This is a genomic window from Leeuwenhoekiella nanhaiensis (assembly GCF_002744755.1).
In the GTDB taxonomy this organism is placed as follows: domain Bacteria; phylum Bacteroidota; class Bacteroidia; order Flavobacteriales; family Flavobacteriaceae; genus Leeuwenhoekiella; species Leeuwenhoekiella nanhaiensis.
The window spans coordinates 60022-84732 of sequence record NZ_KZ319295.1 but is presented as its reverse complement, the minus strand read 5'-3'; the positions used below and the strand labels follow the sequence as shown (position 1 = coordinate 84732).

Here is a 24711-nt window from a genome sequence, read left to right as displayed (position 1 = left end):
TGGTTGTTAGTTTTTGGGTATAAAAATATAGCCGCCTGTGAGGTCACTAAACCAAATATCATAGGTACCGGCAGAAACCGGAATATTAGGACCGTTATTTGAAGTTGCAAAGCCGCTCACTGCGGTATTGGCTCCCCAACTAACATCCCAGGCGTTGTTAGCCCGAATTTTCACTTCTCCGTTGAATAAGGTGACATTATTCAAATACCACAGATGCGGATCAAACGTGGACTGTGTAAAATCGGTGTCATCACCTCCCCAGCCAGTGTCATCACCTGTACGACCAGAACCTATTAGACCCATAGCGCCATAGGTGGTTGCACCGGCGGCATCATATGGAGTAATGCTGTAGGTTCCTGTTTTGGTATTAACATCCAGGGTATAGTAACCGGTTGTTGAAACACTCAAAACATCGGGGTCATAACCCAGCGTTTCACTACTTACAAAATTGCCATTATTCAATCCCCATTGCGGTTGCCATTGACCACGTACCTCAAGTAATTTGAAGGCATCCCCGTTAAACTTGCCGGTAAAACGATAGGCGTTTTTATTATCAGGAAGTCTTACAATCGCCGGGTTATTGTTGTTGTTATCCCATCCCGGTGCAGTTGCAGCACCTACCAAAAAGAGATCAGTTACTGCCGTACTGTAAGTTGTTACCGTAAAAGGTACAGCTTCTGATGTACGCATATTCTCACCGGTATCACTGGTAATGGTCGCAACAATTCGGGTTTCTAAATCAAAATCTGCGGCTTCTTCTGCTCCCAGGTTGAGTGCAATACTGTTTAATTGCGAGTTCGAAAGATTGTACTCACCACCATTTGTAACTTCTCCAATTACCGTAAGCGGTTCAAAATCGCTTCCTGCAGCAGCAATTTGCAATTCATAAATTACAGAAACTTCGGTTCCTTCCCGTGAAAAATCGGTCCAGGTAACACTTAGAGCCTGCGCATCCGGATTTTCACCATCTAAAACAATAGTGGCATCGGCTTCAGGACTTGTGACTACAGGAGCATCAACAGCATAAGGAGTTATGTTATAGGTAAGGGCTGAAGTAGTTTCACCGCCATTATTGATACGTACATAAACCGGACTTGCCTTGTAAGGCTCTAAACCTGCATCGAGTAGCATTTGGTTTAACTCCGAAACGCTTATTGTGAAATTGGTCTTGTCTGTTGAGCCCAGACTTACTTCGTTAGTAAATTCGGCATCAGTAGCCATAACCACCTCATAGGTAGCACCCACATTTTCAGCGTCATTCCAGCTGATAGTTACCGCCGGATTATCAGGAAAAGATGGATTTAATACCAGATTTGCAAAATTTGTTGAATTGATATCAAATGTAGCTTCCTGCTCGGTTAGAACCAGGTCTTCAGTATTGTCGCAGGCCGTGAGTGCGGTTGCTGCGAAAGCAATAAGGAAGGCATATTTTAAAACTGTTTTCATACTTCTTATTTAGAAAAGTTAAGAGGAATCATTGCATATTCTCCGGTAATATCATTAAACCAGATCTCGTAGTCATCTTTAACGGGTACCGGAATGTTTCCGCCATCAACAGTTGCAGTACCTGAAAATTCAGTCTCTCCTCCATAAGTCATGCCGTTAGCTGAAAAGGTGATCGAACCACTTTCTAATGGAGTGGAGCGTACGTACCAGATGTGAGGATCAAAAGCAAGTGCAGTTAATGATACATCTCCTCCTGCATTTCCGGTTACAGTAACAGAACTGAAGGCTTCGGGAACCGTTTCAACTTCCTCAAACGAGTACGTATTGTTTGCCAGGTTGATTGAAAGGGTGCGATAACCGGAAACAGTAGATTCAATTGCCGGTGGGTCCGGTTGATCTTCAGTAGCTCTGAGTTTCAGATTACCACCTTCTACGCCGTATTGAGGCGCCCATTGCCCGCGTTGAGCAAGGATTTTAAAGAAGTCCTGATTAAACTTTCCGGTATAGCTGTATTGATTTTCGTTAAAGGGATTGCGGAAAAGAAGCGGATTATTATTGTCATTACTCCATCCCGGTGCTGTAGCCGCTCCTACCAGATAATAATCGTCATACGGATAGGAGAAATAGGGGTAGAGCATAACCTCTATAGGCTCAGAGTACTGAATCTGAGAGTCAGTTGTACCTATAGAAGCTTTAACCCTGATGTAGGCCTGTTGCCACTCAAAGGGAACAAAGCCCAGAGCATTGGCCGAATTATTTACAGCGCTCATAGCCAGGGTTACCTCTGTATTTGTGGTGTTTGCAGCGTTTACCGGATTTTCAAAATCGGTAGTATTAGCAAATTGTACCACATAACTTATAGGTGTGGGTATGCTGTATTCTGCTTCAGACCAGCTAACGGTAACCGCGGGATTTCCGGGGTTGGTCTGATCTAAGGAAATACGGTCTATGTCAAGATTAGCAACCAAAGCGGCTTCTTCTGCATCAACCGTAAGTTTCTCGTCTTCTTCACTACAGGATGCCAGTAGCACCAGTGCGCTCAGGAAGAGACTTTTTTTCAATAATGCGATCATAGTTTTCAATTTTTAATATTCTAGTACCCTGTGTTTTGGGTTAGGTTTGAATTGGAAGACAAACTTTGGTTAGGAACCGGGAACAATTTACGGAAATCGGGTATAGCCGTTCCTGATTGGGGTCCGCCTTTATAAGACCACAGATAGCTGCTACCGGTATACAGACCAAAACGGATTAAATCCTGTCTGCGGTGGCTTTCCCAGTACAATTCGCGGGAACGCTCATCTAAGATGAAATCAAGTGTTAACTGAGCCTGTGTGATGTTTCCGGAAGTATCCCCGAAAGCACGCTCGCGCAGGTCGTTAACATATTCCAGAGCCAGGCTTTCTGAACCGCCACCTCCGCGTAGTACGGCTTCCGCATACATTAAAAGTACATCTGCATAACGGAAAAGCGGATAATCGGTATCAGTAAAGGTACGGTCACTACCAAAACCACCTGTAGAGGTTCGGTTTGAAAATTTGGTAATCAAATATCCCTGAGCCGTATTGCCGATGTTGTCAATTTCTATAGGACGATCTTGTGTAATCAGTGTGTTACGCGCATCACTTTGATACAATGGATTTTCGGTAAACAACCTTGCAAATTCAGGTCTTACACGAAATAAACCACCAAAACCACCCGGATTTACCCCAAGGCTTTCCCCGTTGTTTTCAGGAATTCCCACCTCACCCTGAATGATGATTGTGGTACCGCCAAAGTTTTGTGTATTGGCTCCGTCGTTAGTAATTGGGAAAATGATTTCATTCTGTGCACCGTTAGAATTGTTATCTGCCATAAAGTTGAACAGATAGTTTGGTGTTAGACTGTAGCCACTGCCTATAAGGGTTTCACAAACTTCAATACAATCCGCATAACGTGCAGTACCGGTATATACTTCGGCATTTAAGTAGAGTTTAGCCAAAAGCATATTGGCAACACCCTGATCAACGCGGGCATATTCATTTTGACGTGCAGCAACCAGATCGGGTAGAGCTTCGGTCAATTCAGTTTCGATATAGGTAAACAGATCAGCACCCACAATTTCAGGTACCTGATCAAATCCCACATCATCATTTTCAGTCACAAAGGGAGCCTTCCCAAACATATCAAGCAGGTGATAGTTAGCCAAAGCTCTCAAAACACGAGCCTCTGCACGGTAAACCTGAATGTCTCCAACCAGAGTTCCGCTAACACCTCTGCTGCTTAGTTTTTCGGAAGTAGTTTGTCTTAGAAATTCATTAGCCAGCGCTATTTCATAAGAAGCACGTGCAAAAACACCTAAGATTAACGGGTTGTCAGAACTCCAGGTATTGCGCTGCATACCGCGTAATCCCGGGTCGTTCTCATAGGTCCAGATCACTTCATCTGTAGAGAGGTTTTCCAGATTAAACAAACCACGAATGTATTGACCGGTACCCGCGTCAAGACCGGCAATGTTAGAACCTCCCGGATCATTGATGCTGGTTAAACTGAGGTTTGCATAAACGCCTGCAAGCGCTTGTTTATAGGCTCCTTCGGTCTCAAAGAAACCATCAGCAAGCAGCTCATCGTCATCCTGAGGAGTAACGTCTAAGTCCGATTCGCACGAAAGGAATGCACCTCCCAGGAGAAGCATACAGGCGAATGTTTTTAATTTGAGCATATTTTTTAGTTTAAAATCCATAATTCAATCCAAATAAGAAGGTGCGACCTCTTGGGAAGATGGTATTGTCTACACCGTTGTTAGTTATTTCAGGGTCAAGACCTGAATAGTCCGTAATTACAAAAACATTTTGAACCCCTGTCCACAGGCGTAAACTTCCTTTGCCGATTTTATCTTCGTCAAAAGTATAACCCAGAGTGATGTTATCCATTCTAAGGAAATCTGCATCTTCTAAATAATAATCAGAAAGAATCACATCTGGAGTATTCACAAAATCAGATTCCAATACCTGAGTAGGAACGTTGTTTAATACCGTTCTAAACACATTACCATACTGTGCATTACCTGAATTTACGTTATTGTAAATATCATTTCCAAAACTGGCGCGCATGTTAAAGCTGAAATCCCAATTCTTATAATTCATAGAAGATTGAAAGCCCATCGTAACATCTGCACGGCCATTGCCGGCGATGTATTTATCATCATCGTTTAGGATGCCATCGCCGTTTACATCAACATAAGCACCTTCTATAGGCTGGCCAGCTGTATCGTAGAGCTGACGGTAAACGAAGAAGGAGTTAGGAGCAAAACCCTGACGCTGAACCTGTATGGTGTTACCGGTACCTCCGGCAATACCCTGTACCAGAATGTCCTGACCAAAAGCAAGACGATCTATCTCACGGTCTATATAGGTTACGTTATAATTGACATTCCAATTAAAATCTTCATTAGAGGCCAGGTTATAATCCACAACAAATTCAATACCCTGAGTGGTAAATTTTCCAATGTTCTGGAAGCCCTGGTTAGAGAAGTTTACTCCATCAGGAACGGGAGCCTGTGAAAGCAGGTCATCAGATTCTTTTCGGAAGAAATCAAGAGAACCGCTTAGTTTACCGTTTAAGAAGCCATAATCCAGACCCAGGTTATATTCGGTTATTTCTTCCCACTTAATACCGGCGTTACGGTAAAAGGGCTGACCAATTGTGTAAAATTGATCTCCAAACTGATACTGTGAAATGGTATTACCCAGACCATAGCGAGCAAGGTAATCATAGGCAGAACCAATATCCTGCTGCCCGGTGATACCATAACCGGCTCTCAGTTTCAAAAGACTAACCGTATTAGAATCTTTTAAGAAATCTTCATCAGATAGTTGCCACGCACCTGAGATTGCAGGGAAATACCCAAAGCGCTCATCCTCACCAAATCTTGAAGTACCATCGCGGCGTATCGAAGCGCTTAGGAAATACTTCTGTTTGTAGTTAAAATTACCACGGGCGAAATAAGCCAGCAAAACCACATCCGGATCTAAAGTAAGCTCCGGTGGAGCGGCATTTGGGTCTCTTACGTTACCTGTTGTAAAGTTTTCGTTTTCAAAAATCTGATAAGAGTAACCGGCAGTTATTTCGGTATTGAAATCTCCAAAAGCCTTGGTATGCACCAAATAGGCATCTAACAAGCGGTTGGACGATTTAAAGTCGGTATCTGAACGTACTCCCAATTCTTCACCTTCAAGAGCATTTGTTCCTAAAGCACTGTTACGGTCTATCTCAAAAAAGCGGTCAGACTCACTGTTGTCAATCCCCAGGTTTACCACAGCTCGTAAAGGCTCATAAAACGGAAGCTTATAGTCAACCTTAAAATTTCCATAGTAGCGGCGTACGCTGGCAATATCCTGAGTTTGCATCAATTGGGCAACCGGGTTACGCGGTACGTTACCTAAAGCGAGTCCGTTCTCATTGGTGTACTCGTAATAGCCGCCGTATCTTGAATTGGGATCGTAAATAGGTTGCGTAGGATTGAATTGAAAGGCGCTACCTTCTACACCCGGTGCAAAGCGGTTGCGCTCCCAGCTTAAGTTAGCATTAAAATCAATTTTTAAAGCCCCGTCAAAAAAACGTGGGTTAAGAGAAAGCGATGTAGTGGTACGCTCAAAAGAAGACGTTTTGCGCAAACCTTCCTGATCTGCCCTGCTAACCGATAGTCTCGTAGGCAAAATGTCTGCGATATTACCACTTACTGAAAGGTTATGCTGAGAGGAAAATGCATCCTGATAGATGGCATCCTGCCAGTCTGTATTGGCATTGCCTAAAAATCCGGTTTGATCCGGAAAACGCTCATTAATTAGGCTTCGGTAGTCATTGGCGTTAAAAATGTCAATCTTGTCAGTAAGACGGGCAACACTAGCCTGGCTGTCAAAATTCACTTTTAAACCTTGTTTACCTTTTTTAGTTGTTATGATAATAACCCCGTTAGCACCCCGGTTCCCATAAATCGCGGCAGCTGACGCATCTTTTAAAACCGAAAACGACTCAATGTCGGCCGGGTTTATTGAAGAAAGAACCGAGCGACCACCACTGGCTACGTTATTAATAGGAAGACCGTCAATTACAATTAACGGACTGTTTGATGCATTAAGAGAGGCTCCTCCACGTATTCTGATTTCAGAACTTGCACCGGGAGATCCGCCGGTGTTGATGGTAAGACCGGCAACACGACCGTTCAAAAGATTTTCTGCGGTTACGTTATTCCCTTTATTGAAGTCTTTTTCCCCGACAAGAGAAACAGATCCGGTCAAATCTTTCTTAGTAGTTGTACCATAACCTACAACGACCACAGCATCCAGTTCCGCGGCATCTTCGGTAAGGGTAACATCCAGGTTTGACTGGCCCGTAAACGGAATCGTTTGAGTTCTAAAACCCAAATACGAAAAACTGATCGTAGCCCCTTCATTTACGCCGCTAAGTGTGTAATTACCATCAAAGTCTGTGGTCGTACCATTTGTTGTGCCTTCAACAAGAACATTTACCCCGGGAATAGGCATTTGCCCGGTAGCATCAACTACTGTTCCGCTTACTGTTGACTGCGCAATCGATGTAATCGGCAGAGAAAGCAAGAGGAAGAGTATTCCTTTTAATAAAATTTTCATAAAATTGTTTGAATTGAACTGCGTTTTTGTGTTAGTTTATTCTAATTTTTCACTTCACATTGCGAATTTAGCAAATGAGGTTGTTAATATTGTATAGGTTAAGGTTCTACAACTAACTCTAACGTTAGAGTGTTGAAAAGTTTTAAACCTGATACAATAGATTCCAAATGCATCTGTTCGTATTTAAATTTTTTCAGTCTTCACTATAAGCTATGAAACGAAAAATCACCTTAAAGGATATTGCCAAAGAACTGGATGTGTCTATTTCTACGGTTTCCAAGTCCTTAAAAAACAATCCAGAGATTGGCGAGGATACCCGCCAAAAAGTTCAGGCGTTTGCCAAGCTTTACAACTATAAGCCCAATAACATAGCGGTAAGCCTGCTTAACCAGCGCACGAAGCATATTGCGCTGATCATTCCCGAAATTACTCACGATTTTTTTACCACCGTGCTTAAGGGAGTTGAAGAAGTAGCTCATCATAAAGGATATAACGTGTTGGTATGTGTTTCCAACGAATCTTTTGAAAAAGAGGTTTTGAGTATAGAAATGTTTGCGCAGGGCGGAATCGTTGACGGATTTATCATTTCACTTTCCAAAGAAACGCAGTTAAAGGAGGATTATAAACACCTTATAGAAGTCGAAAATCAGGGAATGCCTCTGGTTATGATTGATCGGGTAACCGATAAGGTAATCAGTGACAAGGTCATTGTTGACGATATGCGGGGAGCTTACACCGGAGTTAGTCATTTCATAGAGCGAGGGTGCAGACGTATCGCCCTAATAACCACACAAGACCATATCAGCGTAGGTTATTTACGTAAAGAAGGGTATAAAAAGGCTTTGGCAGATCACGTTCTTCCCGTAGAAGAACAACTCATGGTCGCAATAGATCAGGTTGATACTGCTGAAGATCAAATCGCCGATCTTGTAAATAATCAGGAATTTGATGCCGTTCTGGGGGTTAATGAATATTTTTCGGTCATTGCGATGAAACTGCTTCAGGAGCAAGGCAAGCGCATACCTCAGGATGTGGCAATCATAGGGTTTTCTGACGGAAAGTTGCTTAAATATGCGACGCCTTCCATTACTGCAGTAGATCAGCACGGGGATGAAATAGGCCGTGCTGCGGCCGGTATGCTTATCGAACGTCTGGAATCATCAAAACAGGACGAAAATTACCGCACCACAGTAATCCCTACGTCACTTATTGAGCGGGAATCTACGCTTGGAAAGCAGGATTAGTTTGCCATTTTGCAAACAGCCCCGACTCAAATCTAAATACCTCTCCTTGCATAGGCTTTAGGTAATTTATTTATATTTACCATCACTTTTCATTTCACACACGATTTTTAGTCTAAACCCTACTGGGGTAAAACGGTGTATATGAAAAACTTTTCTTTAGGTATTCTCTTAGTATTTTCGGTAATGGCTCAGGCTCAGATAGCACGTGTTGAACCGCCCTTCTGGTGGGAAGGTATGCAACGCGACAGTTTGCAGCTTTTGGTATACGGCAAGGACATCGCTTCGTATGAGGTAGATGCTTCGGCAGAAATGCCCATTCTTGAAGTGACCAAAACCGAAAATCCCAATTATCTTTTTGTAACCATAAACACGGCTTCGGTAGCAGCAGGCGATTATGAGCTTCGCTTTCAAAAGGAGGGAAGCCCACAAATTAAACAATCCTATTCGTTTAAAGAGCGCCGGGAACATTCCGCTTTGCGAAAGGGTTTTGACAATGCAGACCTGATCTATTTGCTTATGCCCGATCGGTTTGCAAACGGAAATCCGGCAGGCGACTCACATCCTAAAATGGCTGAAAAGGCAGATCGCACCAAACCCGGCGGCCGTCACGGTGGCGACATCAAAGGGATCATAGACCATCTTGATTATTTAAAAGATCTGGGTGCAACTGCTATCTGGAGTACGCCGCTTTGCGAAGATGATGACAAGACTTATTCCTATCACGGCTATGCCCAAAGCGATGTGTATAACATAGACCCGCGTTACGGCAGCAATGAAGACTATGTGCAGCTGTCTGCCGAATTGCACAAGCGCGGTATGAAACTCATTCACGATTATGTGACCAATCATTGGGGCTTGCAGCACTGGATTATTCAGGATTTACCTACACGAGACTGGATTCACCAGTTTGATGCGTTTACCAATACCAACCATCGTATGACCACACAATTTGATCCTTACGCGGCTCAAATTGATCAAAAAATCTACGAAGAAGGCTGGTTTGTCCCCACAATGCCCGATTTGAACCAAAGCAATCCGCTGGTGCTCAACTACCTCATTCAGAACGCGATTTGGTGGGTTGAGTATGCTGATTTAGATGGCTTGCGGGTAGATACCTACAGCTACAATCACAAGCAGGGCATCGCCAAATGGACCAAAGCTTTGATGGATGAGTACCCCAATTTCAATATCGTAGGAGAGGTCTGGCTGCACGATTCCGCTCAAATCGCCTATTGGCAAAAAGACAGCAAAATAGGGGCCTTACAGGATTACAACACCCATTTACCTACGGTGATGGATTTTACCCTGCACGACGCGCTAGACAAGATATTTGTGGAAGAGGAACAGTGGGATCAGGGCGTCACCCGCGTGTATGAGAATTTTGTAAACGATTTCTTTTATCCAAATCCCAACAACATTCTGGTCTTTGCCGAAAATCACGACACCCAGCGCTTCAATACCCGCGTAAAGGGCGCTTTTGAAGATTATAAACTGGCGATGAGCCTCATCTGTACCACCCGTGGGATTCCGCAGGTGTATTACGGCAGTGAGATTGGGATGCAGGGGGACAAGAATAAAGGCGATGGCGATATACGTCACGATTTTCCGGGAGGCTGGCCTGCAGACAAGCAAAACGCCTTTCTTCCGCAAAGCGAAAAAAACGGCCGTAATGCCTATCAGGAACAGTATTTCAACTTTTCGAAGAAGTTGTTTAACTGGCGAAAAGCCAATCCTGTGGTACATAGCGGTAAACTGCTGCAGTATGTTCCCGATAAAAATCTTTATGTTTATTTCCGTTACAATGCGGAAGGAGACCGGGTGATGGTGATCTTAAACCTGAATAGAAAAAAGCAAACGCTCGATTTAAAGCGTTTTACCGAAGGATTGGCAGGGCATAAGCAGGGTCTTGAGCTGCTTACCGGAAAAGCGCTTCAGCTGACCGATACGCTTCCGGTGATGCCGCGAACTTCCATGATCATCAATTTAACGCGCTAGTTCTATGAAAAAACACCTGCTTCTGGTTGCTTTTGCTGTATTTTTCAGCTGCAAAAACCAAAATCAAACCGACACTACAGAACCTAAACCCACTATGAAAACTGAAAATGCACCCAAAAAGGAAGTCGTTTATCACGTGTTTACCCGTCTTTTCGGAAATACCAATACGACCAATAAACCCTGGGGAACCCTTGAAGAAAATGGGGTAGGAAAGTTTAACGATTTTACTCCCGAAGCTTTACAGGCGATCAAAGAGCTGGGTACAACCTACATCTGGTACACCGGCGTGCCGCACCACGCGGTGATAACCGATTATACCGAATATGGAATTTCAAACGACGATCCCGATGTGGTTAAAGGCCGCGCAGGTTCGCCTTACGCGGTTAAAGATTATTATCAGGTTGATCCCGATATGGCGGTTGATCCTGCAAAACGCATGGAAGAATTTGAGGCCCTCATCAAACGTACCCACGATGCGGGAATGAAGGTCATTATTGACATCGTGCCCAATCACGTAGCCCGCAAATACGAGAGCCTCAATACGCCTAAAGGTCGCGTACCTTTTGGAGCGCAGGATGATAACACTGTGGCTTACGCCAAAAACAACAATTTTTACTACATCCCCGGTGAGGATTTTGAGGTGCCGGTATGGCAAAACGGCTATCAGCCATTGGGAGGGGAACAAAACGCTTTAGCTGAAGGAAGCTTTAAGGAATCTCCGGCAAAATGGACAGGCAACGGTTCGCGGGCGGCTCAGCCTGATCAGAACGACTGGTACGAAACGGTAAAAATAAACTACGGCGTGAGTCCCGATGGACATAAGGATTTTGATGAATTGCCCGAAGACAGCGGTAAATGGGATTACACCAAACACGCGGCCTTCTGGAAGGATAAAGAAATACCGGCTTCCTGGAAGCAGTTTAAGGACATCGCCCTGTTTTGGACCGAAAAAGGAGTTGATGGTTTCCGCTTTGATATGGCCGAAATGGTTCCGGTGGAGTTTTGGAGCTTTATGAATTCTGCCATAAAAACCGAAAACCCGGATGCGTTTTTACTCGCCGAAGTTTACAATCCTTCCATGTACCGCGATTATATTTTTAAAGGTAAGATGGATTACCTCTATGACAAGGTAGAGCTTTACGATACCATCAAACACGTGATGCAGGGTCAGGGCAGCACCGATCATATCGCGCCTATAATCGATCATCAAAAAGATATCGAAATCAATATGCTGCATTTTCTGGAAAACCACGACGAGCAACGCATTGCCAGTCCTGATTTTGCCGGCAGTGCCGAAAAAGGAAAACCTGCGATGGTCGTTTCAGCCCTCATCAGTACTTCACCTACGATGATTTATTTTGGACAGGAGCTTGGAGAACCGGCCGAAGAAGATCTCGGTTTTGGTGATCCTACGCGCACCTCCATTTTTGATTACGGCAGTGTGCCATCGGTAGTGCGCTGGGTAAATGATAAGAAGTTTGACGGCGGAAAGTCTACTCAGGCGGAGCTCGAATTGCGTGATTTTTACAAGCGCGTTTTGAATTTTAGTACAGAAAGTCCGGCCATTATGGGCGAGTATGCAGACATTCACTGGCATAACCGTCAAAATACCGAGTGGTACAATGATAGGGTGTACAGTTTTGTGCGCTGGTCTGGTGATGACAAGCTGGTTATCGTAAGCAATTTTGATGCTAATGATACCTTTGGTTTTGAGCTGCAAATTCCGGAGCATATTATCGAAGTCTGGCAGCTTAAGGATGGTGATTACACCATGACCGATCAGCTCTACGGAAAAACCTCAGGAAATCTCAAGGTTGAAAACGGTTTGGGTAACATGCGTGTAGATGTAAAACCTTTAGAGTCTTTTGTTTTTAAATTAGACTGAAAACCTATAGCCTAAATCGTATCTGACCCGTCTTTACGTAAGGCGGGTGCCACGATACGGTCAAAAAAGAGAGCAGCTGTTACCGCGCCCAGAAAAGGTCCGCAGATATACACCCAAAAGAATCCCCCTGAATTATCAGGGAATGCGGCATCGCCCCAGCCCATCATCCAGGCGACCATACGTGGACCAAAATCGCGTGCAGGATTGATTCCGCATTGCGTTAGGGGAGCAATCAGACAAATGATTATGGTAACCGCGATACCTATAAAAACCGGCGCCATCGTGTCGTGAGGGCGGCCTACGTTTGCATCTTCGGTAAAGCCCAGCACAAACAACAACAGTAAAAAAGTCCCAAATGCTTCCGCGATTATCGCCAGCGGGAGATTGACCACTGCGGTGTTTCCCGGCATTATATAGAATTCCCCAAACATCTTTGCGGTGGTGATGCTTTCGTAGGTACCCCTCACGATGCCTTCACTTTCTTCAAATGCCTGTATAGACGGTCCAAATAAAAAATACAGCATCAGGCCGCCCAAAAAGGCACCCAAAACCTGAGCAAACCAATAGGGAATAAGCTTTTTTGCTGGCATTCGCCCGCTCATCACCATAGCCAGAGTAACGGCCGGGTTGATGTGTGCGTTAGAGAGATGACGGGTAAGGTAAACGGCCAGCATCACCGCGATTCCCCAGGCAATCCCTATTTGCATAATACTTTGGTACCCGCCAAATAGAATGGCGACAGCACCGGCACTCAGACCAAAAATAATCAGGATAAAGGTGCCCAGTGTTTCACCAATAAATTCACGGCTGGTAATCATAAGAAAGCATACTTTAGAAACGATCTCGGCGACCGCTGTTTTACGCTTTTAAAGATACAGTTTCTGGCAAAAGATTTAGATTTAAGACAAGCTTATGACTAGAAATGTACGGCTTTAAGAGGGAGTCGTAACTTTGCAAGCAGCCGTAAATCGCCATATCCGTTGGCCTGAACCCGTATTTATGACCAAAAAAAATCAAAGCATTGCTATTGTTGGGGTGGGACCTCGCGGTCTCGCCGCGCTTGAAGCCCTCTTTTTGGCATTACAGGATGCTACTGTATCAGAAATCCCTAAGGTCCTGCTTTTTGAAGCTTCACCACATTTTGGTGCGGGTCAGATTTGGTCACCGGCGCAGGTAGCCACAAACCTTTCGAATATTCACGAGCGGCATCTGGCAAACGGACTCGCCGGCAGGCCTGAAATCAGGATTGATGATCTATTTATTCCGGCTTTTGCTTCCTACCGCGAATGGATCAACTATCCTGAAAATCACGATCCACAGGAAAAAGATCACTTTCCGTCCCGGTCTAAAATAGGAGCTTATTTAAACGCACGTTTTGAAAGCATTGCCCATGTTTTGGCAGATGCCGGTTTGGCGGAATGTCTGCAAAAGGCAATCGTTTTGGTGGAAACAACGGCAACAGGCTGTATGCTAACAGATGCCGAGGGTATAGAATATGAGGTAGCCGAAACCGTTCTGACCATAGGACATCAGCCGGTTTACGATTCTGATCAACTACAGAGTTGGGAAGCGCATGCCCGCGAGCAAAAGCTTATGTTGTACAAAGATCCCTATCCTGTTGGTGCTTTGGAAACCGAAGCCATTACCCCCGATACCGTGATCGCGATGCGGGGTTTTGGCCTGTCTATGGTAGACCAGATGCGGGCCCTGACGCTAGGTTTTGGAGGAAGCTTTACCGAAATTCCCGATACGGACCGTTTTCAGTATTCTGCCTCAGAACAGGAGCCCAGGACTTTAATTGCGTTTTCGCTGGACGGCTTGCCGCCGGCACCAAAGCCTAAAAATGCAAAAATTGATGCCTGGTTTGAACCTTCAGCGGAAAGTATGCTTCATTTTAAAACCCAAATTGAGGAGGCAAACCAACATCCGGATCAAATCAAGGACGCCTCCTTTTTAATCGAAGCTTTGGGCGAAATGACCGCTTCGGTTTATCTGGATTTAAAGACTAAAGCCAGACCCACAACTTTAGACAGGCACGAGCTTGCTAAACTCACCGAAAGTCTCCTTCGGCAACCGAAAAAGCTTCAGCACGAATTGCTTTTAAGTCACGACATACCGGCGATTGAAGCTTTAAATGCCCTGCTCGATATGGCCTGTGGCCGCGAGAAAATCAGTCTTGATTACTGTTTGGGTCAGGTATGGCGCTATGCGCTGGGGGTGTTGTATCACGAGTTTACGCATTTCGATTTTAAGGATGCGGCGATGATTGATCTGGTGAAGTATATTGAAGCCAGTAAACGCTATTCGTACGGACCTCCCATTGCCAGTGTGCAGCAATTGATCGCTTTGGTGGAAGCCGGAGTGCTCCATCTTGATTTTGTGGATAATCCGCAGATTGAAGAGGTCCCATCAGGCTGGAAACTGCGTAAAAATGGAAAATCGGTTACCGCAGATGTTATGGTTAATTCGGTTGTAGACCCGCCACAACTGCTGAAGGTGAGCAGTCCCCTGATTCAAAACCTGATTGCCGATAAGAAAGTGAGTCCGGTAAATTACAAACTCGGTTTACATACGCTTGAAGATGGCCGTATCATCAGTAAAGCCGGCAATACGCATCAGCCCATAGCCTTATTGGGCCGTTTGGCAAAAGGCAGTGTAATTGGCGTAGACGATCTGATTGAGTGTTTCGGTAAACCCGCAAACAAATGGGCCGCAGGCGTACTTTCGCGAATGCGTGATTAAGCCAGCTCCTGCAATAAATTGTTCAGGTCGAGTCTGCGGGTGTACATTTCGATTTCTCCGGCTTCATCACGAGGCCAGTCTTCCCGGGGACGATCCCAGTACAATTCCACCCCATTTTCATCGGGATCATTTAGATACAATGCTTCAGAAACCCCGTGATCTGCCGCGCCGGTTAATTGTATTCCATTTTCCAGAAGACGTTTTAAAATTTTTGCCAAATCCTTGCGGGTAGGATATACGATTGCGGTATGAAACAAACCGGTTGTGTTCTGCGGCGGAGCACTTCCGCCTTTACTTTGCCAGGTGTTGAGACCTATATGATGATGATAACCTCCTGCCGAAATAAAGGCAGCTTCATCACCCAAACGCTGTATGATTTCAAAACCCAGAATTTCATTATAAAAACGCAGGGCACGTTCCAGATCAGAAACTTTTAGATGCACGTGACCAATGCGGGTCGATGTCGGGATGGAGTAGGAGTCAGCCATAACTAAATTTTTGTCAAAAATACACTAATGCAGGTTTAATCTAAATAAAATGTTAAACAATACTTGTGATTCTCTTTTATATGTGCTGTTTTTCCGTTAATTTCCTACCCAGATAAAAAGCCAAAGGCCCTACCCGGATGGCGAACTAACGGATCATTATGCTTACAAAAGTGTATGGCTCGGCTGTTTTTGGGGTAGAGGCAACCACGATCACCGTTGAGGTCAATATTGATAAGGGAATAGGCTATCACCTCGTGGGTTTGCCCGATAATGCTATTAAAGAAAGCAATTACCGCATTGCGGCGGCCCTTCAAAACAACGGTTATAAAATTCCGGGTAAAAAAATTACGCTCAATATGGCTCCGGCCGATATGCGCAAGGAAGGTAGCGCTTACGATCTTACCCTCGCCATCGGGATTCTGGTTGCTAGTGATCAAATCAAAGCCGAACATTTAGACGAATACATTATCATGGGCGAGCTTTCGCTCGACGGAAGCCTGCAACCCATACGTGGCGCTTTGCCTATTGCTATAAAAGCTCAGGAAGAAGGTTTTAAAAAGTTTTTATTACCCAGCCAAAACGCCAAAGAAGCAGCGATTGTAAAAGACCTTGAAGTGTATGGAATCGACTCCATCGCGCAGGTGATTAATCATTTTGATACCGGTGCTCCGCTTGAGCGTACTATTGTAGATACCCGAAGCGAATTCTTCAACGCCCTGGAGCATCCCGATTTTGACTTCGCCGATGTAAAAGGGCAGGAGTCTATCAAACGCTGTATGGAAATCGCTGCCGCCGGTGGCCATAACATCATTTTAATAGGTCCGCCGGGAGCCGGTAAAACCATGCTGGCCAAACGCCTGCCTTCCATTTTGCCGCCTATGACTTTGCGCGAGGCGCTTGAGACCACCAAGATTCACAGTGTTTCGGGGCGTATGCGCGAAAACGTGGGCCTGATGGCACACCGGCCGTTTAGGAGTCCGCATCACACCATTAGCGACGTCGCCCTTGTAGGCGGTGGGGCATACCCGCAGCCGGGGGAGATTTCTCTGGCGCATAATGGCGTGTTGTTTTTAGATGAGTTGCCCGAGTTTAAACGCACCGTGCTTGAGGTGATGCGGCAGCCGCTGGAAGACCGCGAAGTGACCATATCCCGGGCCAAATTTACCGTGACTTATCCCAGCAGTTTTATGCTGGTAGCCAGTATGAACCCCAGTCCGGGCGGCTATTTTAACGATCCCGGCGCGCCGGTGACCAGCACTCCGGCAGAGATGCAGCGCTATCTGAGCAAGGTAAGCGGACCGCTTTTAGACCGAATTGATATTCATATTGAAGTGACGCCGGTTCCTTTTGATAAACTTTCAGACGAGCGCAAGGCCGAAAGCAGCATAGACATACGCAAGCGGGTGACTGAAGCCCGTAAACTGCAAACGGAACGTTTTCGCGAAAGCGAAAGCATACACTACAACGCCCAGATGAGCGTGAAGCAGATTAGGAAATACTGCGCGCTCGATGAATATTCTAAAACACTGCTTAAAAACGCGATGGAAAAACTTAACCTATCTGCCCGCGCTTACGACCGTATTTTAAAAGTGGCCCGCACCATTGCCGATCTGGAAGCCGTCGAAAACATCGCCGGGCATCATATCAGCGAAGCCATACAATACCGAAGTCTGGATCGGGATGGCTGGTTGGGATAACAAACAAATGAAGAATTATTAATTATTTTATACTATATCAATGACACGTGATGCACAATTGGCGTTTTGCAAGAAATGCACCAACCGAAAAATGGATTTACAAACCGGTATTTTATGCAGCCTTACCGATCAAAAAGCAGATTTTGAAGGGACCTGCGGGGATTTTCAGGAAGACCCGGAGGTTCAGGCTCTGGCTCATCAATCTGAAGCCTTAACTGTAGATCAAATACATCAGAAACTTTCAGAGAGCGATTTAAAAGGACTCAAAGAAGAGGAGAATCTGATTCCGGCGATTGTTATGGGTGCCACGGTTGGTTTGGTTGGCGCTATTCTCTGGGGAACTATTAGTGTGATGACCGGTTTTCAGATAGGTTATATGGCTGTAGCCATTGGCGCGGCGGTGGGATACACCATTCGTCTGGTGGGTAAAGGAATCAGTCAGATTTTCGGATATTGGGGCGGAGCGCTTGCATTTTTATCGGTTTTACTGGGAAATATTCTGAGTATTTTGGGGTTTGTTGCCAATGAAATGGATGTAAGTCTAGTGAATGCAATCCTGTATTTTGACTACAGTTATTTGCCGGAGCTTATGGGCGAAACCTTTAGTCCCATAGACCTGCTGTTTTACGGTCTGGCGATTTTTGAAGGGTACAAGTTCTCCTTTAGAGTAGTTTCGCAGGAAGACTTAGACCGTATACATACTAAGGCCTGATTCATTTTTTGAATTTCAGTCGATAGAAGACTGAAACGCAATCTTACAATTTATAATTACCCCGGTTAGCAAGCATCTTGTTGACCGGGGTAAATTATATACACGACTCAAGTCCATTATCGAAGGATTTAGCTATATTTAGATGCCCCTGTACGCATACACCCCTGAAAATAAAATTTGTAAAGTTGTTTTCATTTAATATCAGGGCTTATGTTTCGTTCAAAAATTGACCATTCCAAATACCTTCATACTAACTTTGAATTCTTTTTTGAGCAGGAAGGATTTCCGTTCTCGAGGGTAAACTTCATAGACCCTTCAGAATCTGATACTGAAGAGCAAATACTGGTAATTTTACACGGAAAGCGACCGTTTTTGCTGGTGCTAACCACTAAGCGCATTCTTCATTTCAAACTACCCATGCGCCAGTCGCTTCTTAGACGTGTAGCGGACGAAGGAGTAGGTGAAGTTGTGGGTTTAATCCCCGGTGTAGGCGAGGTTATGGACGGTATTGATAATTTTAAAGAACTCAGAAAAGGCGCTACAGGTATTGGCGGCTGGATTTCGGGAAGTAAACGTAAAGAACGTAAACTCCGGGAATCTCTGGGATTACCTGAGAAAAAAGATTATAAAGATTTAAAATACAGTCTTAAAAAGCCGGAAGAGCTTGCCCTTATTTCCGGGTATAGCGATCACATTATTCTGGCAAATGGTTTTGAATGGAAGTGTCAAAATGAGCTGCTAATTGACCATGAACAAACTCCTGTTCACGTAACGACTACAGATAAGGAGTGGACATTTAAACAGGTAAAGAAAAGCGTTTCGTTTAATCTGGCACTTTATGACGATCAAACCAAAAATGCCACTTCAAAAGCCTTTGATTGCTATCGTGACTTTTCGAATAAGATGCGATTAAATGTTCAATTTCTCTCTTAATCTCATTGAATTATGGATATTCTATTATTTTTTAAACTTTTGGATATAAACGAAATAGCTTTTATTTTTAGAGGGCCTCTAATAGAATAACCCTCTTGATCGAACCAACAGACATAAACCAAGACGCCCAACGTGAAATTATTTATCAGTTATTCCCGAGCCCAGGTTGAAGAGGTTAAAGATATCAGCGAATTTTTAGGTTATCTCGATTACAAGTGTTGGTTTGACCACAAGTTGGGCGCCGGTACCGAGTGGTGGAATGAAATCCTCAAACAAATACGCAAATGCGATATCTTTTTATTTGTACTCTCTAAAGAATCTAACCGATCACAGGCCTGTATGGCCGAGCTTACGTATGCGGAAGGTCTTGGTAAATATATGATGGGTTTACGGGTAGACGATTTGAGTTCAAGCTTTATGCCGCCGGCATTAAAAGATAACAATCTAACTTCTTACCGTCCCGATGATCCCAAGCGCAAGAATCTTTTGGTCAAGAGTCTTCGGGAATTGGAACAGACTAAACCCTATTTGCACGATAAAAGTCACTACGATCAGGTACCCAAACCGCCAATGCCCATTTCCGGATTGAGCAAATTGCATTCTATGGTGCGTAAGAGGGATAGTCTGACGATGGAAGAACAGAAAGAATTACTTTTTGAGATTGAATTGCTTTTAGATCGCAAAAGCGAAAAGCCAGACGATATCGACATCATCCTAACCGATTTTTTAAGCCGAAATGATGTAAATCACTATATAGGCCGGCGCATCGATGCGTTACGCGATAAATTGAATGAACAACAGGGAGAAGAACCAAAGCCCGAAGCTCAAAATATCAACAATTCAGGCGGTTTCTCAGGTTATGATGCGATGCTTGAAGATATTATCATACGATTGACTCCCTTTGAGTCCAACCCTAACGCGCTTTATGCGTATCGCAGCCAGTTTCACAATCCGCAGCAGTTGTATGGCAAGTGGCATTTGGAAATGGTTGTAGAGCACGGTTCTAAAATACCGTTAAGTGAATCATTCGATCTGGCTTTTGGTTCTAATCAGCTTGTGCAATACTGGCAAAATGGGCAACAAACACAAACCGCAGGTTTCTATTTTAATGCTGAATACCTGACGATTCAATATATGAATGGAGGGCAGTATATAGTTGGCTTTCGCTGCTATGGAAACCGACTTTTTCTTACGGTTTACGCCAATTACATCATGTTTAAAATTGAAGTGTACAGCCGGGTCTAGGCAAAAAACGGGACATTTAGTAAACTTTCAAGATAAACAACTATCTTTAAAAAATACTCTGAATCAGTATTTTAGCTTTCACCCCTCAACGTTTAACGAGTAACTTCAACACAGGGTGATATGCGCAGTTTCCATACTTTTTTAATTTACAATCAGGAAGTAGCCGAATCTTCGGTTTCAGATTCCAGTCTAAACACCGCGTTGATTGTCGGGATTATTTTAGCCGTTACTATTGCTTACAGCCGGTATGCAATACGCAAAAAGGTGACTAAAATGATGATGATCCCGTCTGCAGCAGATCAGCAGGAACGGCCGGTGGAAGAAAAATCAGAAATCGCGGCGCGATCAAACGTGCAATTTGACTGGGTTAGCTGTGAAACTCCGCAGCCCGAAGCACAGGCCCTGCGCGAATCCCTTATTAAGCGCGCTAAAAAGGAATTCAGGCTTCAGTATGCCTATTGTTTACTCATCGCATTAGGATACCTGATTCTGACTATGGGTGACGCCGTTTTTCTGGTTATTCCCTATGCGGCTTTTGCAACCTATCGCATTTTGGGCTTTCGGGATCAATTCCGTGCGCATAAAACCGGTTTTACAGGCTTTCTGGCTCCTTTTAAGCAAACCTTCCTGGCCATTGCAGACCCGGTTAGAGCGCATTACCTGGATGCGGTATTAATTGGGGTGGCGCTCTCTCAGTTTGTATTTATGATTCCGTATATTGATTTGCAGGAGATCGGCTACCTTGCCGCTGTTGTAGTACACATCGGTCTTTTGAAACACCTGCAGTATCGACTGGCCAAAGTGCCTAATCTTAAGCTTTTGGTACTTCGTGTTTTTGGGATTAACGAAACGGCCTTATTTACCTTTGAAGGGCTGCTTAAATTCTGGAAGTATTTCGGCTCGTTTTTTACGGTAGTAGATCCTTCGTTTATGCGTAGCAGCTTCAGGCAGAAAAGCGAAACCATCCCCATTGTTGCGCTGTCTTTTTTCCTCTTAATTATTATTGAGGTAGAGCTTGAGGCGGCTTCCTTCGATACCCGCTGGGTTAATTATTTTGTGATCATCCCACTTACGGTGCTGGGCTGTATTGCCCTGGTGCGGTATAACTTAAATCAGGTTTCCAAAAGCTTTATCAAAAACCAGGAGCATCTGAATAACCGCCTTGAAAAACTGAAAGAGGTCCCGCGGAAATTAGACCATACTTATAAAAGTATGCCTACCATGTGCTACGACAATACCTGGAAACTTGCCGTTGCGACCTACACCCAACTTGCCGATGTTGTGTTGATGGATTTACGCGGATTCTCGGAAGAACGTAAGGGCTGTGCCTATGAGGTCGATTTCTTATTCGATACCGTGCCGGTAGGAAAGGTAGTTTTTCTCATTCAGCCTGAAACCGCTGAACTTGTTACCCGGCTCATTGAAGAACGCTGGGAATATCTTAAGGTAAACTCGCCCAATCTGGAATTGCAAAATCCCGTGGTCACTATTTATGTTGCTAATACCGAGAACAGTAAAGATATTCAGAGTATTCAGGATTTATTACTGAGTAAAACCAATCTGGAGTTTACCGAAAACCGCGTTTTGCAGCCGGCTAAAATGACCTAAAGCCGATTTTGCACTTCAATTTTAACAGTATGCATTCCGCTTATAAGATTGCGATTTATTCAAGGATTCTGCGAAAACACCTTAAATAATTAATTAAATTCTGTAACACGGGTTTGTTTTTTGCGTCATTTAGGCTGAAAACATTTCTGTATATTTAAACTTTACTAATTAAAATTAACATTTCTATGATTAGAACTAAATGGACACCGATGGCAGTGATGCTGTCGTTTTTTGTGGCCACCTTTGTTTCCTGCGATAAACAGGCAGATTCAGATGGTGATGTTGCAGAAGCCAAATTATCAATCGATTACGAAAAGTATGAGCTGGAAAACGGCTTAAACGTTGTTCTTCATCAGGACAAAAGTGACCCCATTGTGTCTGTTGCGATACAATATGGCGTAGGATCTAACCGCGAGAAAAAGGGACGTACCGGTTTTGCCCACCTTTTTGAGCATATGTTGTTTCAGGAATCTGAAAACGTGCCGCAGGATCAATTCTTCAAAACCATTCAGGATGCCGGTGGTACGCTTAACGGGGGTACCTGGCAGGATGGAACCGTGTATTATGAGGTAGTGCCAAACAACGCGCTAGAAACCGTATTGTGGCTGGAGTCTGACCGTATGGGCTTTCTCATCAACACGGTAACCGAATCTGCATTTGCCAATCAGCAGGAAGTGGTTCAAAACGAAAAGCGCCAGCGTGTAGACAACAATCCGTATGGTCACACCAGCTGGGTGATTGACAAAAACCTGTTTCCTGACGGACACCCGTACAGCTGGCAGGTGATTGGAGAGCTTGAAGATCTTCAAAATGCAACGGTAGAAGACGTAAAGGAGTTTTACGACAAGTTCTACGGCCCTAACAACGCTACGCTGGTAATCGCTGGGGATTTTGATGAGGCCAAAACCAAAGAACTGGTTGAAAAGTATTTCGGCGAAATCAAAAAGCGTCAGGAAGTGGAGCCTTTAGAAGTACAGAATGTGACTCTCGATGAGACCAAAAGATTGTATCACGAAGATAACTTCGCTACCGCTCCTCAATTAAACATGGTTTGGCCAACGGTTGAGCAGTATACCGATGACGCGTATGCGCTTGACTTTTTAGGCCAACTCCTTTCAGACGGAAAGAAAGCGCCTTTATACCGTGTTTTGACTGAAGATATGGAAGTGACTTCGCGACCTTACGCGTTTAATAGTTCAGACCAGATTGCCGGTAAATTCCGTATTTCGGTAACTGCAAATGCCGGGGTTGATCTGGATAGTGTAGAAACCGGTATCAACAAAGCTTTCGCGCTTTTTGAAAAAGAAGGCATTAAGGCTGAAGATATTGAGCGTATTAAAGCCGGTCTCGAAACTGATTTTTATAACGGAATCAGCAGTGTTTTAGGTAAATCCTTTCAGTTAGCACAATACGATGTGTTTGCCGGAGATCCCGGTTTTATTGAAAAAGACATCGAAAACATCAAAGCGGTAACGGCTGATGATGTGATGCGCGTTTATGATAAATACATCAAAGGAAAACCTTTTGTATTGACCAGCTTTGTACCTAAGGGACAAATGGAACTTATCGCTGAGAATTCGGAGAAAGCTGAAGTTGTTGAGGAAGAAATCACTGAAAACGTACAAACTGAGGTTGTAGATGCCGAAAAAGAGATCGAAAAAACACCTTCCAGTTTTGACCGTTCGGTTCCTCCTGCAATGGGAGAGAGCCCTAAACTGAATATCCCGGAATCGTGGACGGCTGAATTGCCAAACGAAATGGAGGTATATGGTATCGTTCAGGATGAGTTGCCTTTGGTAAACTTCAGTCTGGTACTAGATGGCGGCCACCTGCTTGATGATTTAAGCAAAAACGGTGTGGCAAACCTCATGACCGATGTAATGATGGAAGGTACTGCAAACAAGACTCCCCTTGAGCTGGAAGAAGCCATTGACCGTCTGGGTGCCAGTATCAATATGTACACTACTGATGAGTCTATTGTGATACGAGGGAATACACTGGCCCGTAATTTTGATGAGACTATGGCTTTGGTAGAAGAAATCTTACTGCAACCGCGTTGGGATGAGAAGGAATTTGCCCGTATCAAAACCAGCACCATCAACTCGATTAAGCGCTCTGACGCAAACCCGAATGTGATTGCAAACCGGGTGTACAACAAGGTATTGTACGGTGAAAACCATCCTTTGGCACATCCTGTCAGCGGTACGGTAGAGTCTGTAGAGGCGATTACCATTCAGGATTTAAAAGACTACTACAACAACTATTTTTCACCTTCTGTAAGCCGTTTCCACGTAGTGGGTGACGTGTCTAAAGACAAGGCGCTTGCAGCACTTGAAGGTTTAAAAACCAAATGGGAAGCTAAAGAAGTGACGATTCCTGAATTCCCGGTTGCAAATAACCGTGATAAAGCTTCTCTATATTTTGTAGATATCCCAAATGCGAAACAGTCGGTTATCAATATCGGGTATATCGCGATGCCACGTACCGATAAGGATTTCTATCCTGCAGAAGTGATGAACTACAAATTAGGAGGTTCATTTAGCGGAAATGTAAACCTGGTTTTACGTGAAGAAAAGGGGTATACCTACGGGGCACGTTCAGGCTTTAGCGGAACCAAAATTCCGGGAACCTTTACCGCATCTTCAAGCGTACGTACCAATACTACCGGTGAGTCGGTTGAAATCTTTAGAGATGAAATCGCCAAGTACAAAGAAGGTATCACACCTGAAGATTTAGAATTCACCAAGAATGCGTTGATCAAATCAAACGCACGTCGTTTTGAAACTCAGGGTTCTTTGTTAGGAATGCTTCAGGAGCGCAGTTCGTATGATTTAGACCCTAATTACATCGAGAAAGAGGAAGCCACGATTAACAATATGACCTTAGAGCAGCACAAAGAGCTGGCTAATAAATATCTGGACGAATCAAAAATGGCCTATCTGGTTGTGGGTGATGCGGCAACGCAGTACCAGCAATTCAAGAAGATGGGCTTTGACGAAGTCAAGTTATTAGATAAAGACGGAAACGAGGTAACACTCGAGGAAGTTAAAAAGTAGGTTTTTTTTGAAAGGTTGAACCGAAAAAACCCC

General features: G+C 44.3%; 16 protein-coding genes. 10 read left to right on the top strand and 6 right to left on the bottom strand.

The features are described from left to right. Window positions 1–6: 6 nt before the first annotated feature. From CJ305_RS14705 to CJ305_RS14690, 4 genes are read right to left on the bottom strand one after another with little or no spacing between them, the layout of a single operon-like run. Complete coding sequence (locus tag CJ305_RS14705; protein WP_099647052.1) at window positions 7–1446, bottom strand: SusE domain-containing protein; 1440 nt, start codon at window positions 1444–1446, stop codon at window positions 7–9. A 5-nt stretch (window positions 1447–1451) separates the two neighbouring features. After that, window positions 1452–2519: a SusE domain-containing protein gene (locus CJ305_RS14700; protein ID WP_099647051.1), complete on the bottom strand. Its 1068-nt coding sequence runs from the start codon at window positions 2517–2519 to the stop codon at window positions 1452–1454. 20 nt (window positions 2520–2539) lie between these two features. Next, complete coding sequence (locus CJ305_RS14695) at window positions 2540–4144, bottom strand: RagB/SusD family nutrient uptake outer membrane protein (protein ID WP_099647072.1); 1605 nt, start codon at window positions 4142–4144, stop codon at window positions 2540–2542. Window positions 4145–4154: 10 nt separating this feature from the next. Continuing rightward, the gene (locus CJ305_RS14690) at window positions 4155–7073 is read right to left on the bottom strand and encodes a SusC/RagA family TonB-linked outer membrane protein (RefSeq protein WP_099647050.1); all 2919 of its coding nucleotides are present in this window, start codon (window positions 7071–7073) and stop codon (window positions 4155–4157) included. Window positions 7074–7285: 212 nt separating this feature from the next. Between CJ305_RS14690 and CJ305_RS14685 the strand changes: the two genes are divergently transcribed. From CJ305_RS14685 to CJ305_RS14675, 3 genes are all read left to right on the top strand, one after another. After that, window positions 7286–8317, top strand: a complete 1032-nt coding sequence (locus tag CJ305_RS14685) for a LacI family DNA-binding transcriptional regulator (RefSeq protein ID WP_099647049.1) — start codon at window positions 7286–7288, stop codon at window positions 8315–8317. A 141-nt stretch (window positions 8318–8458) separates the two neighbouring features. Further along, a complete protein-coding gene (locus CJ305_RS14680; RefSeq protein WP_099647048.1) occupies window positions 8459–10312 on the top strand; it encodes a glycoside hydrolase family 13 protein in 1854 nt (617 codons plus the stop codon). 4 nt (window positions 10313–10316) lie between these two features. Beyond that, window positions 10317–12197, top strand: a complete 1881-nt coding sequence (locus CJ305_RS14675) for an alpha-amylase family glycosyl hydrolase (RefSeq protein ID WP_099647047.1) — start codon at window positions 10317–10319, stop codon at window positions 12195–12197. A gap of 11 nt (window positions 12198–12208) precedes the next feature. On the opposite strand, the gene CJ305_RS14670 is transcribed toward CJ305_RS14675, so the two are convergent. Next, window positions 12209–13015 (bottom strand): MIP/aquaporin family protein, encoded by an 807-nt coding sequence (locus tag CJ305_RS14670; RefSeq protein ID WP_099647046.1) that lies wholly within the window; start codon window positions 13013–13015, stop codon window positions 12209–12211. 181 nt (window positions 13016–13196) lie between these two features. Here CJ305_RS14670 and CJ305_RS14665 point away from each other — a divergent pair, with 181 nt between their 5' ends. Next, window positions 13197–14939 carry an FAD/NAD(P)-binding protein gene (locus tag CJ305_RS14665; RefSeq protein WP_099647045.1) on the top strand — a complete coding sequence of 581 codons (1743 nt, stop codon included), beginning with the start codon at window positions 13197–13199 and terminating at the stop codon, window positions 14937–14939. On the opposite strand, the gene CJ305_RS14660 is transcribed toward CJ305_RS14665, so the two are convergent. Next, window positions 14936–15427, bottom strand: a complete 492-nt coding sequence (locus CJ305_RS14660; RefSeq protein WP_099647044.1) for a VOC family protein — start codon at window positions 15425–15427, stop codon at window positions 14936–14938. The two genes, CJ305_RS14665 and CJ305_RS14660, sit on opposite strands and share 4 nt — an antisense overlap. Before the next feature lie 158 nt (window positions 15428–15585). Here CJ305_RS14660 and CJ305_RS14655 point away from each other — a divergent pair, with 158 nt between their 5' ends. From CJ305_RS14655 to CJ305_RS14630, 6 genes are all read left to right on the top strand, one after another. Beyond that, window positions 15586–17124, top strand: coding sequence for a YifB family Mg chelatase-like AAA ATPase (locus tag CJ305_RS14655; protein WP_099647043.1), 1539 nt, complete (start codon window positions 15586–15588; stop codon window positions 17122–17124). A 40-nt stretch (window positions 17125–17164) separates the two neighbouring features. Further along, window positions 17165–17836 (top strand): hypothetical protein, encoded by a 672-nt coding sequence (locus tag CJ305_RS14650; RefSeq protein ID WP_099647042.1) that lies wholly within the window; start codon window positions 17165–17167, stop codon window positions 17834–17836. Between the two features lie 210 nt (window positions 17837–18046). Then, window positions 18047–18769 (top strand): hypothetical protein, encoded by a 723-nt coding sequence (locus tag CJ305_RS14645; protein WP_099647041.1) that lies wholly within the window; start codon window positions 18047–18049, stop codon window positions 18767–18769. 132 nt (window positions 18770–18901) lie between these two features. Further along, the gene (locus CJ305_RS14640; RefSeq protein ID WP_099647040.1) at window positions 18902–20014 is read left to right on the top strand and encodes a toll/interleukin-1 receptor domain-containing protein; all 1113 of its coding nucleotides are present in this window, start codon (window positions 18902–18904) and stop codon (window positions 20012–20014) included. A gap of 120 nt (window positions 20015–20134) precedes the next feature. Continuing rightward, window positions 20135–21622, top strand: a complete 1488-nt coding sequence (locus tag CJ305_RS14635) for a hypothetical protein (RefSeq protein ID WP_099647039.1) — start codon at window positions 20135–20137, stop codon at window positions 21620–21622. A 185-nt stretch (window positions 21623–21807) separates the two neighbouring features. Beyond that, window positions 21808–24678 (top strand): M16 family metallopeptidase, encoded by a 2871-nt coding sequence (locus tag CJ305_RS14630; RefSeq protein WP_099647038.1) that lies wholly within the window; start codon window positions 21808–21810, stop codon window positions 24676–24678. Window positions 24679–24711: the final 33 nt, after the last annotated feature.